The organism is Cupriavidus taiwanensis, from assembly GCF_900250115.1.
Taxonomy (GTDB): Bacteria; Pseudomonadota; Gammaproteobacteria; order Burkholderiales; family Burkholderiaceae; genus Cupriavidus; species Cupriavidus taiwanensis_B.
Window position 1 is genome coordinate 2,167,169 of record NZ_LT984803.1, and the last position, 13,136, is coordinate 2,180,304.

At 66.9% G+C, this 13,136-nt stretch carries 12 protein-coding genes; 1 reads left to right on the forward strand and 11 read right to left on the reverse strand.

What is annotated here, in order from left to right; genetic code table 11:
- Positions 1-115 precede the first annotated feature (115 nt).
- Positions 116-781 carry an RlmE family RNA methyltransferase gene (locus CBM2586_RS10195; protein WP_115661751.1) on the reverse strand — a complete coding sequence of 222 codons (666 nt, stop codon included), beginning with the start codon at positions 779-781 and terminating at the stop codon, positions 116-118.
- A 262-nt stretch (positions 782-1,043) separates the two neighbouring features.
- Between CBM2586_RS10195 and CBM2586_RS10200 the strand changes: the two genes are divergently transcribed.
- A complete protein-coding gene (locus tag CBM2586_RS10200; protein ID WP_115688721.1) occupies positions 1,044-1,547 on the forward strand; it encodes a YhbY family RNA-binding protein in 504 nt (167 codons plus the stop codon).
- 86 nt (positions 1,548-1,633) lie between these two features.
- Here CBM2586_RS10200 and CBM2586_RS10205 read toward each other — a convergent pair whose 3' ends face one another.
- From CBM2586_RS10205 to CBM2586_RS10250, 10 genes are all read right to left on the reverse strand, one after another.
- The gene (locus tag CBM2586_RS10205) at positions 1,634-2,137 is read right to left on the reverse strand and encodes a DUF4149 domain-containing protein (protein ID WP_115687395.1); all 504 of its coding nucleotides are present in this window, start codon (positions 2,135-2,137) and stop codon (positions 1,634-1,636) included.
- 53 nt (positions 2,138-2,190) lie between these two features.
- A complete protein-coding gene (gene greA / locus CBM2586_RS10210) occupies positions 2,191-2,667 on the reverse strand; it encodes a transcription elongation factor GreA (protein WP_115661748.1) in 477 nt (158 codons plus the stop codon).
- A gap of 246 nt (positions 2,668-2,913) precedes the next feature.
- Positions 2,914-6,162: a carbamoyl-phosphate synthase large subunit gene (carB, locus tag CBM2586_RS10215; protein WP_115687397.1), complete on the reverse strand. Its 3,249-nt coding sequence runs from the start codon at positions 6,160-6,162 to the stop codon at positions 2,914-2,916.
- An 89-nt stretch (positions 6,163-6,251) separates the two neighbouring features.
- Positions 6,252-6,926, reverse strand: coding sequence for a leucine efflux protein LeuE (gene leuE / locus CBM2586_RS10220; RefSeq protein WP_115661746.1), 675 nt, complete (start codon positions 6,924-6,926; stop codon positions 6,252-6,254).
- A 37-nt stretch (positions 6,927-6,963) separates the two neighbouring features.
- Entirely contained in the window at positions 6,964-8,100 is a 1,137-nt protein-coding gene (carA, locus tag CBM2586_RS10225) for a glutamine-hydrolyzing carbamoyl-phosphate synthase small subunit (RefSeq protein WP_115687399.1), read from the reverse strand.
- Positions 8,101-8,446: 346 nt separating this feature from the next.
- On the reverse strand, positions 8,447-8,857 hold the full coding sequence (locus CBM2586_RS10230; RefSeq protein WP_115687401.1) for a RidA family protein: 411 nt from the start codon (positions 8,855-8,857) through the stop codon (positions 8,447-8,449).
- 46 nt (positions 8,858-8,903) lie between these two features.
- Positions 8,904-9,329, reverse strand: coding sequence for an acyl-CoA thioesterase (locus tag CBM2586_RS10235; protein WP_115661743.1), 426 nt, complete (start codon positions 9,327-9,329; stop codon positions 8,904-8,906).
- Positions 9,326-11,014: an AMP-binding protein gene (locus tag CBM2586_RS10240; RefSeq protein WP_115687403.1), complete on the reverse strand. Its 1,689-nt coding sequence runs from the start codon at positions 11,012-11,014 to the stop codon at positions 9,326-9,328. The genes CBM2586_RS10235 and CBM2586_RS10240 overlap by 4 nt, the downstream gene beginning before the upstream one ends.
- Before the next feature lie 69 nt (positions 11,015-11,083).
- Positions 11,084-12,253 carry an acyl-CoA dehydrogenase family protein gene (locus CBM2586_RS10245; protein WP_115687405.1) on the reverse strand — a complete coding sequence of 390 codons (1,170 nt, stop codon included), beginning with the start codon at positions 12,251-12,253 and terminating at the stop codon, positions 11,084-11,086.
- Positions 12,254-12,259: 6 nt separating this feature from the next.
- Positions 12,260-13,111 carry an enoyl-CoA hydratase family protein gene (locus CBM2586_RS10250; protein ID WP_115687407.1) on the reverse strand — a complete coding sequence of 284 codons (852 nt, stop codon included), beginning with the start codon at positions 13,109-13,111 and terminating at the stop codon, positions 12,260-12,262.
- Positions 13,112-13,136: the final 25 nt, after the last annotated feature.

The window sequence follows — 13,136 nt, forward strand, 5'->3', positions numbered from 1 at the left end:
TTGTAATGCAGCCCCCGCCCTCGAGGGGAAACAGAGAAACTATGATGCCGATAGCACCGGGTGAGGGTATTTCCCTCTACATTTCTTCTTCCGCCCTGGCTTGTATCGAGATCGGTCAATCCACTGTCTTGAGGTAGCGCCCAAGGATAAAGGTTTCGGAAGACTTGTCGCGCGACGCCTTGGGCTTGCGCTTCGCGACCACTTTGAACTGCCGCTTGAACTTTTCCACGATCTGGCTGTAGCCGCTCCCGTGGAAACACTTTACCAGCAATGCTCCCTCCGGCTTAAGGTGGGCCTGGGCAAATTCCAGCGCCAGGTCGCACAGGTACTCGATCCGGGCGGCGTCGGCGGAGGCCACACCGGACAAATTGGGGGCCATGTCGGACAAAACAAGGTCGATCTTGTGGCCGCCGGAGGCGTCCAGCACCACACTTTCGAGTTCTCGGAAGACAGATTCCTCGCGGAAGTCGCCCTGGATGAACGTAACGTCGGCGACAGGTTCCATCGGCAGCAGGTCGATCGCCACGACGGCGCCGTCGATCCGGCCGTCCCTGGCCCGGGGCGAGTCGGCCAGCTTGTTGCGGGCGTACTGGCTCCAGCTGCCGGGCGCCGCGCCCAGGTCGACGATGACCTGGCCCGGGCGGATCAGCTTGTCCTGCTCGTCGATCTCCTTGAGCTTGTACGCCGCGCGGGCACGGTAGCCCTCGCGCTGCGCCATTTTCACGTACGGATCGTTGATGTGGTCGTGCAGCCACGAATGGTTGAACTTGTTCTTTGCCATGCCAGATACCAGCCTGTTCCCTGCCCGCGGGCGCCGGCCGGGCCGGCGGCGCAGGTTTTCCTACTGTTTTGATGATTTTGCTGCCCGACAGTGCCGGATTGTCGGATAATACGCGCCAATCCGCATCCCGGCTTGCCGCCATCCGGTGGCCGCCGGCAGCCTGTTTCTGCGCGCCGTGTCACGACCGGCGCGGGCGGCAGCGCCCGATTACCAGCGCCAAGCGCTCTATCACTATTTCAAGCGCCTTATCCGGCGCCAACCTATGCCCGCTCTACAACTAGTTCCCGCCCAGCGTTCCGACCTGCGCTCCCGTGCCCATGCCCTGAATCCGGTCGTGATGGTCGGCGCCGAAGGCCTGACCCGCGCCGTGCTGGCCGAGATCGACCGCAGCCTGGCCGCCCACGACCTGATCAAGATCCGCGTGTTCGGCGACGACCGCGAAGCGCGCATCGCCATCTACGAGGAAATCTGCGACCAGCTCAGCGCCGCGCCGATCCAGCATATCGGCAAACTGCTGGTGGTCTGGCGTCCGGGCGAAGCCCGCCTGAAGGAAAACCAGGCCGAAGACCTCGGCCGGCACACGCCCGCCCGCCGCGGCGGCGCCGCCCCGCGCACGGTCACGGTGAAGAAGCCCAGCGCCGCCCCGAACCGCCGTCCGACCCGCAAGGAAGTCACGGTGCTGGGCAACCAGCGCGTCACCGCCGGCGGCAACGTGAAGCGCTCGCGCGCCCGCCCGGCCAGCCAGAAGAAGAAGGCGCTGGGCTGAACACTGCCAGCTGCCCGCACCACGGGGTGCCGCCCGGCGCCCCCGATGCCGGCAAGCCACGCCCGTGGCGGTGCCGGCGGCCGGGCCTACTCGCCGGCCGAACGCGGCGCCGAAGCGCGCCACACCAGCACTAGCGCCAGCAGGCTTTGCAGCAGATAGAAAGCGCTGGACACGCCGTGCAGCATGCCGAACTGCGCCTTGTAAGGCGAGTCCGAAACGCCAACGCCCAGCGCCAGCGCCTTTTCCTTCAGACTGCCCATGAACGGCTGGATACCGAAGTAGCCGACCAGCACGCAGCACAGCATGCCCAGCACCAGCCATCGCAGGCCGCGGTAGCGGTGGGCGCCGCGCCGGATCATCACGTTGCACAGCACCAGCTGCAGCACGCCGATGGTCACGCCGACGATGGCTTCGGTATGGAACAAGTGACCGGCGATCATGCCCGCCATCTCGCGGCTGGGCAGCACCGAAAACAGCGTCGGCGCCACCATGTAGCCGACGGTCCACAGGCTGCCCGCCCATACCACCGTCAGCAACAGGAAGATGCGATGCGGCAGCGGCGGCAGATTGTTATAGGAACTGGAGAACACGAACCGGTCTTTCCGGCGGCCGGACGGGCGCAAGCCTGCCGGCCGGGCCGGCGTCAGATGTAGCGGACGGTAATGACTTCGTACTCGCGCTCGCCGCCAGGGGCCAGCACGGTGGCGACGTCGCCTTCGAACTTGCCGATCAGCGCGCGCGCGATCGGCGAACTGACCGAGATCTTGCCAGTTTCGAGGTCGGCCTCGTCATCGCCCACGATCTGGTAGCTGACCGGCTTGCCGGACTCCAGGTCTTCCAGGTCGACGGTCGCGCCGAAGACGATGCGGCCATCGGTATCCAGCTGGGTCGGGTCGATGACCTGCGCAGTCGACAGCTTCGACTCTACCTCGATGATGCGGCCTTCGATAAAAGCCTGCTTTTCCTTGGCGGCGTCGTATTCGGCGTTTTCGGACAGGTCGCCCTGGGCGCGTGCTTCGGAGATGGCATTGATCACCGCCGGACGCTCGACAGCCTTGAGGCGCTGCAGCTCTTCCTTGAGCAGCTCGGCGCCACGCTTGGTAATCGGAATGGTGCTCATGTCTTGGTTCAACAAAAAAATGAGCCGCAGCGGAGCTGGAGCCATCCCCGGCATACACCGCCAGGACACTTCCGCTCAACCGCGGCTTTCAGACAGGATCGAACGCGGGCAGGCCGCATCGATCGACGAATTTGACGTAGTTTAGGCCAGGAAGCCCGCCGGCAGCAACTCCGGCGGGCTTCCTGGGATAGCGGGGCGCCCATGCGCCCGGCCTTTGCGAGGTGGCGTTTACCTAACTTGCGGACCTCAGGCCAGCGAAGCGTGCAGGCCCTGGAGGTCATACACTTCCAGGCTCTGCATGTGCTTCAGGCCCTCCACCGCGGCACGGGCGCCGGCGATGGTGGTGTAGTAAGGAATGCGGTGGGCCAGCGCCGAGATACGGATCGAGCGCGAATCGGCGATCGCGCCGCGGGTTTCGTCCACGGTGGTGAACACCAGCGCCAGTTCGCCGTTCTTGATCATGTCGACGATATGCGGACGGCCGTCCTTGACCTTGTTGACCACCTTGACCGGGATGCCGGCGGCCTCGATCGCCGAGGCGGTGCCGCGCGTGGCGACGATCGGGTAGCCCATGTCGTGCAGCATGCGGGCCACGGCCACGGCGCGCGGCTTGTCGCTGTCCTTCACGGTGATCAGCACGGCGCCCTTCTCAGGCAGGCGCGAGCCCGCGGCCAGCTGGCTCTTGAACAGGGCCTCGCCGAAGCTCTTGCCCACACCCATCACTTCGCCGGTCGAACGCATTTCGGGTCCGAGCACCGGATCCACGCCCGGGAACTTGTTGAACGGGAACACCGCTTCCTTGACGCTGTAGTACGGCGGGATGACCTCGTCGGCGACGCCCTGCTCGTCCAGCGACTGGCCGGCCATGCAGCGCGCGGCGATCTTGGCCAGCTGCATGCCGGTGGCCTTGGACACGTACGGCACGGTACGCGACGCGCGCGGGTTCACTTCCAGCACGTAGACGGTGTCGACACCGTTGTTCTGCTGGATGGCAAACTGCACGTTCATCAGGCCGACCACGTTCAGGGCCTTGGCCATGGCCGCGGTCTGGCGCTTCAGTTCCGCCACGGTCTCGGCCGACAGCGAGTACGGCGGCAGCGAGCAGGCGGAATCGCCCGAGTGCACGCCAGCCTGCTCGATGTGCTCCATCACGCCGCCGATGAACACGCGCTTGCCGTCGCACAGCGCATCGACATCGCACTCGATGGCGTCGTTCAGGAAGCGGTCGAGCAGCACCGGGGAGTCGTTGGAGACCTTGACCGCCTCGCGCATGTAGCGCTCGAGGTCGCGCGGCTCATGCACGATCTCCATGGCACGGCCGCCCAGCACATACGACGGGCGCACCACCAGCGGGTAGCCGATTTCCTCGGCCAGGCGCAGCGCCTCGTCCTCGGCACGCGCGGTGCGGTTGGGCGGCTGGCGCAGGCCCAGATCCTGCAGCAGCTTCTGGAAGCGCTCGCGGTCTTCGGCCGCGTCGATCATGTCGGGGCTGGTGCCGATGATGGGCACGCCATTGCGCTCCAGGTCCAGCGCCAGCTTCAGCGGGGTCTGGCCGCCGTACTGCACGATCACGCCGACCGGCTTTTCCTTGTCGACGATCTCGAGCACGTCTTCCAGCGTCAGCGGCTCGAAGTACAGGCGGTCCGAGGTGTCATAGTCGGTCGACACGGTCTCCGGGTTGCAGTTGACCATGATGGTCTCGTACCCGTCTTCGCGCAGCGCCAGCGCGGCGTGCACGCAGCAGTAGTCGAACTCGATGCCCTGGCCGATCCGGTTCGGGCCGCCGCCCAGCACCATGATCTTCTTCTTGTCGGTCGGCGCCGCCTCGCACTCGCCATGCTCGGCCTCGTAGGTCGAGTACATGTAGGCGGTGTTGGTGGCGAACTCGGCCGCGCAGGTATCAACGCGCTTGTACACCGGGCGCACGTTCTGCGCGATGCGCGCCTCGCGCACGGCGCGGGCGTCGGTCTTCAGCAGCCGCGCCAGGCGGCGGTCGGAGAAGCCCTTCTGCTTCAGGAAGCGCAGTTCGGCGGTCGACAGGCTGTCGAGCGTGCGCGACTTGACCTGGCCCTCGGTGCGGACGATGTCCTCGATCTGGGCCAGGAACCACGGGTCGATGGCGGTCTCGTGATAGATCTCTTCCAGCGACATGCCCAGGCGGAACGCGTCACCGACGTACCAGATGCGGTCCGGGCCCGGCTCGCCGACCTCCTCGACGATCTCGTCGCGGTCGGTGGACTTCTCGTCCAGGCCGTCGACGCCCACTTCCAGCCCGCGCAGGGCCTTCTGGAACGATTCCTGGAACGTGCGGCCCATCGCCATCACCTCGCCCACCGACTTCATCTGGGTGGTCAGGTGGCTGTCGGCCTGCGGGAATTTCTCGAAGGCGAAGCGCGGCACCTTGGTGACCACGTAGTCGATCGAGGGCTCGAACGAGGCCGGGGTGGCACCGCCGGTGATCTCGTTCTTCAGTTCGTCCAGGGTGTAGCCCACCGCCAGCTTGGCCGCGACCTTGGCGATCGGGAAGCCGGTGGCCTTCGAGGCCAGCGCCGACGAGCGCGACACGCGCGGGTTCATCTCGATGACGATCATGCGACCGTCCTTCGGGTTGATCGAGAACTGCACGTTGGAGCCGCCGGTGTCGACGCCGATCTCGCGCAGCACCGCCAGCGAGGCATTGCGCAGGATCTGGTATTCCTTGTCGGTCAGGGTCTGGGCCGGAGCCACCGTGATCGAGTCGCCGGTGTGGATGCCCATCGGGTCCAGGTTCTCGATCGAGCAGATGATGATGCAGTTGTCCTGCTTGTCGCGGACCACTTCCATCTCATACTCTTTCCAGCCCAGCAGCGATTCCTCGATCAGCAGCTCGCGCGTGGGCGACAGGTCCAGGCCGCGCTTGCAGATCTCTTCGAACTCTTCGCGGTTGTAGGCGATGCCGCCGCCGGTGCCGCCCAGCGTGAACGACGGACGGATCACGATCGGGTAGCCGCTGGTGCCGGTGTCCTGGGCGATGCGGGCCTGCACGGCGACGGCCTCGTCCATCGAGTGGGCGATGCCGGACTTGGCCGAGCCGAGGCCGATCTTGGTCATCGCGTCCTTGAACTTCTGGCGGTCCTCGGCCTTGTCGATGGCCTGGGGCGACGCGCCGATCAGTTCGACCTTGTACTTGTCCAGCACGCCATGGCGGTGCAGGTCCAGCGCGCAGTTCAGCGCGGTCTGGCCGCCCATGGTCGGCAGGATCGCATCCGGGCGCTCCTTCTCGATGATGCGTTCGACCACTTCCCAGGTGATCGGCTCGATGTAGGTCACGTCGGCCGTGGCCGGGTCGGTCATGATGGTCGCCGGGTTGGAGTTGACCAGGATGACCTTGAAGCCTTCCTCGCGCAGGGCCTTGCAGGCCTGGGCGCCGGAATAGTCGAACTCGCACGCCTGGCCGATGATGATGGGGCCCGCGCCGATGATCAGGATGCTCTTGATGTCTGTGCGTTTTGGCATTGCACGCTCTCTTTATGGGCCGGCCCGCCTTGCCTGCGGACCGCGCCGGTAATCAGGGAATCCGTCGGGATTCGAAAATATTGTCTTGCTCAGTTCATCGTGGCCGTCGCCAGCTTGGCGCCGAAGCCGATGAACATCGCGCCTACCCCGCTGGACATGCCGGCCGACAGCCGGCGGCGGCGCCGGAACGCTTCGGCCAGCTTCGCGCCCACGAAGATGATCGTGGTCAGGTAAGCAAAGCTGCAGATCTGGCACACCAGCCCCAGCACGCCGAACGACAGCACCGGGTAAGCAAAGGCAGGGTCGACGAACTGGATGAAGAACGAGATGAAGAACAGGATCGCCTTCGGGTTCAGCAGGCTGATCAGCAGCGCCTTGCGGAACGGGTCGGACTGGTCCGGCGTGGCCGAAGGCACCGCGGCGCTGGTGGCATCGCCGCGCGCGGCCCAGCTGCGCAGCGCGCCGCGCAGCATGTTGAAGCCGATCCACGCCAGGTAGGCGGCGCCGACGTACTTCACCACGTAGAACAGCGCCGGGCTGGCCTTGAGCAGCGAGGCCACGCCCGCCGCCGACAGCACCATCAGCACCGCGTCGCCCAGGAACACCCCGCACGCGCCCTTGTAGCCGGCGCGCACGCCGCGCTGCGCCGCCACCGACAGCACGTACATCGAATTCGGGCCCGGCAGCAGCACGATGAAGATCGTGCCCAGCACATAGGTCCAGAAGTCGGTAATGCCGAAAGCGGTATGCATGAAGGCGTTCATGGGATGTCCCGGGGTCTCGCTCGCTGTGCCCGCGCGCTTACTTGCGCGCGTCGGTCATCAGCTGGATGAAGCGGTCGAACAGGTAAGCCACGTCGTTCGGGCCGGGCGAGGCTTCCGGATGGCCCTGGAAGCAGAACGCCGGCTTGTCGGTCAGCGCGAAACCCTGCAGCGAGCCGTCGAACAGCGACTTGTGCGTGACGCGCACGTTCGCCGGCAGCGTGTCCGCATCGACCGCGAAGCCGTGGTTCTGCGATGTGATCACCACCCGGCCGTCGTCCAGGTCCTTGACCGGATGGTTGGCGCCGTGGTGGCCGAATTTCATCTTCAGGGTCTTGGCGCCGACCGCCAGGGCCATGATCTGGTGGCCCAGGCAGATGCCGAAGGTCGGGATGCCGCGCTCGATGAACTCGCGCGTGGCGGCGATGGCGTAGTCGCACGGCTCGGGGTCGCCGGGGCCGTTGGACAGGAACACGCCGTCCGGATTCAGCGCCAGCGCATCGGCCGCGCTCGCCTGGGCGGGCAGCACCGTGACCTTGCAGCCGCGCTCGGCCAGCATGCGCAGGATGTTGTACTTGACGCCGTAGTCATAGGCGACCACGTGGAACTGCGGCTGCCGCTGCTTGCCGTAGCCCTCGCCCAGCTTCCATTCGGACTGGGTCCATTGGTACGGTTCCTTGACCGACACCACCTTGGCCAGGTCCATGCCGGCCAGGCCGGGGAACGAGCGGGCCAGGTCGATGGCCTTCTGCACGTTGTCCTCGCCAGCCAGGATGCAGCCGTTCTGGGCGCCCTTCTCGCGCAGGATACGCGTCAGCTTGCGCGTATCGATGCCGGCGATCGCCACCACCTTTTCCTGCTTCAGGTAGTGGCCAAGGGTGTGCTCCTTGCGGAAGTTGGAGGCCAGGATCGGCAGATCCTTGATGATCAGGCCGGCGGCATGGACTTTCGTGGCTTCGACATCCTCAGGATTGACACCGTAGTTGCCGATATGCGGATACGTCAGCGTGACGATCTGCCGCGAATAGCTCGGGTCGGTGAGGATTTCCTGGTAACCGGTGATGGCGGTGTTGAACACCACTTCGCCGATGGTATGGCCGGAAGCGCCAATGGAATAGCCACGAAAGACCGTGCCGTCTGCTAGCGCGAGAATGGCGGACGGAAAAGACGGTAACACGGGTAGGCTCCTGCTGGACTCACCCCGTGACCGACCAATCGACGCCTCGTGCCTCCCAGGCTGGATCCGTGACGGCGGCAGCGGCATTGCGCCGATGCGGTCGGATCCGGTTGCGGCATGCTTTTTGAATCACATCAAGTGTGAACGGCAAAAGCGGCGCGGATGGGGGCGGCGGAAGGTGGAAAGCGGTTGGCGCTAGGGTGAAGGGTTCTGAAAGCGAAACTTTCGAATTATATCCCGCGCCACCCAATTTCTCAAGTTTTCAAGGACTTGCGCGCGGCAGGCGGCAATACCGCCGGCCGCGCACGCGGTCCGTGCACTCCCGGTTGTACCGGCGGCGTGCAAATCACAGCTGCGGTGGCACCACCGCAGTCACCTCGATTTCCACCTTCGCGCGCGGCTCGACCAGGTCGGCGACCTCGACCGCGGTCATCGCCGGAAAGTGGCGGCCGATGATGGCCCGGTAATGTTCGCCGATCGCCCCATAGGCGCCGACATATTCGGCCTTGTCCTTCACATACCAGGTCATGCGCGCGATATGTTCGGGCCGCGCATCGCCGGCCGCCAGCACCGCCACCACATTGCGCAGGGTCTGCGCCACCTGCAGGCCGAAGTCGTCGGTCTCGAATTCGCACTGGCTGTTCCAGCCGATCTGGCCGCTGATGAACAGCAGCCGGCTGCCGGCCTGGATCTCGGTCATCATGCCGTTGGCGTAGCCGCGCGGCGGCGCCCAGTCGGGCGGCTGCAGGATCTTCATGTCGTTTCCCTGTGGTTGCTTGGTATGGATGGATGGAAATCCGGGTTCAGGCCGCGGCCACCAGATAGCGCGCCATGGCCTCGCGCACGGGTTCGGGCAGCGGCTGCGGCGCAATCGCGCCGGTATCGACGCAGACCAGCCGTTGCGTCACTTCCATGCGGGTATCGTCGTGCGGGCCGGCGAAGCGGATCGCCAGCGTGAAGCTGGACTGGCCCAGCTTCAGCACGCGCAATTCGCGCGTGAGCTGCTCGCCCAGCCGGCTCGGCGCGAGAAAGCGGCACTCCAGCTCGGCCGTCGGCACGCCGGCGCGGCCCTCGCCGTGCATGGCATCGAACGGCCAGCCCAGCGCTTCGCCGAACCAGTCCTCGATCAGGTCGTTGAGCATCTCGAAATAGCGTGGATAGAACACGATGCCGGCGGCATCGCAGTGCTTGAAGCGCACCTGCACGGTATTGCGGAACACGTCGCTCATGGTTGCCCCTGGCCTGGCTTGCCACCATCGCCCCCACTCGGCCCCTGCTCCGCCATCTGGCGCAGCCTGAAGCGCTGCAGCTTGCCGGTCTCGGTGCGCGGCAGCGCCGGCACGAACTCGATGCGGCGCGGGTACTTGTACGGGGCAATCTGGCGCTTCACGTGGTCCTGCAGCGCGGCGCGGGTGGCGTCGTCGGCGGCCACGCCCGCGCGCAGCACCACGTAGGCCATCACCACCTGGCCGCGGCCGTCGTCCGGCGCGCCGACCACGCCGCATTCGGCCACCGCCTCATGCTGCATCAGCGCACTCTCCACCTCCGGCCCGGCGATGTTGTAGCCGGCCGAGATGATCATGTCGTCGGAGCGCGCCTGGTAAAAGTAATAGCCGTCCGGGTCGGCGACGAAGGTATCGCCCGGCAGGTTCCAGCCGGCCTTCACATAGTTGGCCTGGCGCGGGTCGTCCAGGTAGCGGCAGCCGGTCGGGCCCTGCACGGCGAGCTTGCCGACCTGGCCCGGCGGCAGCGGCCGCATCTCCTCATCGACGATCCGTGCCACGTAGCCGGGCACCACCTTGCCGATCGCGCCCGGCCTGACCTCGGCGCCGGCGCTGGAGATAAAGATGTGCATCATCTCGGTGCCGCCGATGCCATCGGTCATCTCGATGCCGGTGGCGGCCTTCCAGCTCTGCCGGGTGGCGTCGGGCAGCGCCTCGCCGGCGGACACGCTGTGCCTCAGGCTGGAGATATCGAAGCGCGGCGCCAGTGCCGCCATCTGCCGGTAGAAGGTGGGCGCGGTAAAGACGATGGTGGCGCGGAAGTCGTGGATCAGCTCGAGCAGCGATTCGGGCGTGAGCTTCTCCGCCAGCACCGTGCTGGCGCCGATGCGCAACGGGAAGCACAGCATGCCGCCCAGCCCGAACGTGAACGCGATCGGCGGCGTACCGCAGAAGATGTCGTCTGGCGCAGAGCGCAGCACATGGCGCGGGAACAGGTCGCACATGGCCAGCACGTCGCGGTGGAAATGCATGGTGCCCTTGGGCTGGCCGGTGGTGCCGCTGGTAAACGCGATCAGGCAGACATCCTCGCTGGCGGTGTCGCAGGCGTCGAAAGTCTCCGGCTTGCCGGCCAGCGCCGCCTCCAGCGAGCCCTCGCCTGCACCGTTGAAATACAGCGTGCGCGCCAGGCTCGGACAATGCCATGCGCCGCCGGCCTGCTGGTTGGCGTCGAGTTCCTCGCGCAGCCGCACATCGCACAGCGCGGCGCTGACCTGCGCCTTGTCGATAATCTGCTTGAGCTCCCCGGCGCGCAGCAGCGGCATGGTCGGCACCGCCACCAGGCCCGCCTTCAGCGTGGCCAGCCAGCTGGCCGCCATCATCAGGTTGTTGGGGCCGCGCAGCAGCACGCGGTTGCCGGGCACCAGCCGCATGTCCTCGACCAGCACGTGGGCGATCCGGTTCACCAGCGCGGCGAGCTGTGCATAGGTCACGGTCTCGATGCGGCCGTCGCGCCGATGGCGGACGGCGATGCGCTCGCCGCGCCCTTCGCGCACGTGGCGGTCGACCAGCTCCACCGCGGCATTGATCCGCTCGGGGTAGTCGGTGTCGGCATTGAAGCGGAACACCGGCCACTGGTCCCGCGGCGGCAGGCGGTCGCGCGCGAAGGTGTCGAGGTGGGCTGTGGTCGCCATGGCTTGTCTCCTGTCTGCTCTGTATCGGTACGGCAGTTCGTGGGGGGCGCGGGGGTGCACGGTCCCGGCTCAGGCCTGCTGCCCGGCCAGCGTCTCGCGCGCGATGATCAGCTTCTGCACTTCCGTCGCGCCTTCATAGATGCGCAGCGAGCGGATCTCGCGGTACAGGCTTTCCACGCGCGTGCCGACCTTGACGCCGAGGCCGCCGAACATCTGCACCGCGCGGTCGATCACCTGTTGCGCATTCTCGGTGGCGACCATCTTGGCCATGGCCGCCTCGCGCGTGGTGCGCTGCCCCTTCACATCGCGCAGCCAGGCCGCACGGTAGGTCAGCAGCGCCGCCGCGTCGATGGCGGTGGCCATGTCGCCGATCGCGGCCTGGGTCAGTTGCAGGTCGGCCAGCACGCCGCCGAACATCGGGCGCGCGCGGGCACGCGCCAGCGCATCGTCCAGCGCGGCGCGGCCGAAGCCCAGCGCCGCCGCGGCAACCGAGGCGCGGAAGATGTCGAGCGTCATCATCGCCACCTTGAAGCCCTGTCCCGCCTCGCCCAGCCGGTTGGCCACCGGCACGCGGCATTGGTCGAAGCGCAGCGTCGCCAGCGGATGCGGCGCCATCACGTCGATGCGCTCGGCGATGGTCAGGCCCGGCGTGTCGGCGTCGACCACCAGGGCCGTGATGCCGCGCGCGCCCGGGGCCTCGCCGGTGCGCACGAACACGCAGTAGAAGTCGGCGATGCCGCCGTTCGAGATCCAGGTCTTGGCGCCATCGATGACATAGTGGCTGCCGTCTTCCGACCGCCGCGCGCTGCATTGCATCGCGGCGACATCCGAGCCGGCCTCCGGCTCCGACAGCGCGAACGCGGCAATCGCCTCGCCGCGGGCCACGCGCGGCAGGTAGCGCGCGCGCAGCGCGTCGCTGCCCGCCAGCGAGATCGCGCCCGAGCCCAGCCCCTGCATGGCAAAGGCAAAATCGGCCAGGCCGTCATGGCGCGCCAGGGTCTCGCGCAGCAGGCACAGCGAGCGCGAATCGAGCTGCGGCAGCATGCCGCCATGCGCGGCCGGCACGCAGTAGCGCAGCCAGCCGGCCTCGCCCAGCTGCCGCACCAGCGCGCGGCACGCGGCGTCGGTATCGCTGTGGTCGACCCGCAGGTTTTGTCCGCACCATGCGTCGAGTTTGCGCTCCAGCGCGCGGTGGGCGTCGTCGAACAGCGGCAGTTCGAGGTAGGTCTTGTCGGACATGGCGCTTCAGTCCCCTTCGAAGACCGGCTTGGTCTTGGCGACGAAGGCCTCATAGGCGCGGCGGAAATCGCGCGTCTGCATGCAGATGGCCTGCGCCTCGGCCTCGGCCTCGATGGCCTCGTCCAGGCCCATGTTCCATTCCTGGTGCAGCAGCTTCTTGGTCACGCCGTGGGCAAAGGTCGGGCCGGCGGCCAGTTGCGCGGCCAGCGCCTGCGCCTGCTCCAGCACCGCTGCGGACGGGTGCAGCGCGTTGAAGAAGCCCCACTGCAACCCTTCTTCCGCACTCATCGAGCGGCCGGTGTACAGCAGCTCGCTGGCACGGCCTTGCCCGATCACGCGCGGCAGCAGCGTGCACGCGCCCATGTCGGCACCGGCCAGGCCGACGCGCGTGAACAGGAACGCGGTCTTGGCCTGCGCCGTGCCCAGGCGCATATCGGAAGCCAGCGCCATCATCGCGCCGGCGCCGGCGCAGATGCCGTCGACCGCGCTCACCACCGGCTGCGGGCAGGCGCGCATTGCCTTGACCAGGTCGCCGGTCATGCGCGTGAAGTCGAGCAGCTCCGGCATCGACATGCGCGTCAGCGGACCGATGATCTCGTGCACGTCGCCGCCCGAGCAGTAGTTGCCGCCGGCGCCGGTCACCACCACCGCCTTGATGTCGCCGGCGTAGCACAGGCCGCGGAACAGGTCGCGCAGCTCGGCGTAGGAGTCGAAGGTCAGCGGGTTCTTGCGTTCAGGCCGGTTCAGCGTCACGGTGCCGACCTTGCCGTCGGCGGACACCGACCACAGGAAATGCTCGGGCTGGTAGCCGGCAAAGCTGCGCTTGTGGTGGCGCATGTCGAGTGCGATCTCTGTCATGGGTTCTCTCGTTGTCTGCTGTGGT

What these genes read in the sequence shown, in the direction of transcription:
- CBM2586_RS10195 (WP_115661751.1), bottom strand. Translation starts at nt 781, where the DNA reads ATGGCAAAGAACAAGTTCAACCATTCGTGGCTGCACGACCACATCAAC.
- greA (WP_115661748.1), bottom strand. Translation starts at nt 2,667, where the DNA reads ATGAGCACCATTCCGATTACCAAGCGTGGCGCCGAGCTGCTCAAGGAA.
- CBM2586_RS10250 (WP_115687407.1), bottom strand. Translation starts at nt 13,111, where the DNA reads ATGACAGAGATCGCACTCGACATGCGCCACCACAAGCGCAGCTTTGCC.
- CBM2586_RS10230 (WP_115687401.1), bottom strand. Translation starts at nt 8,857, where the DNA reads ATGAAGATCCTGCAGCCGCCCGACTGGGCGCCGCCGCGCGGCTACGCC.
- CBM2586_RS10235 (WP_115661743.1), bottom strand. Translation starts at nt 9,329, where the DNA reads ATGAGCGACGTGTTCCGCAATACCGTGCAGGTGCGCTTCAAGCACTGC.
- CBM2586_RS10240 (WP_115687403.1), bottom strand. Translation starts at nt 11,014, where the DNA reads ATGGCGACCACAGCCCACCTCGACACCTTCGCGCGCGACCGCCTGCCG.
- carB (WP_115687397.1), bottom strand. Translation starts at nt 6,162, where the DNA reads ATGCCAAAACGCACAGACATCAAGAGCATCCTGATCATCGGCGCGGGC.
- leuE (WP_115661746.1), bottom strand. Translation starts at nt 6,926, where the DNA reads ATGAACGCCTTCATGCATACCGCTTTCGGCATTACCGACTTCTGGACC.
- CBM2586_RS10200 (WP_115688721.1), top strand. Translation starts at nt 1,044, where the DNA reads ATGCCCGCTCTACAACTAGTTCCCGCCCAGCGTTCCGACCTGCGCTCC.
- CBM2586_RS10245 (WP_115687405.1), bottom strand. Translation starts at nt 12,253, where the DNA reads ATGTCCGACAAGACCTACCTCGAACTGCCGCTGTTCGACGACGCCCAC.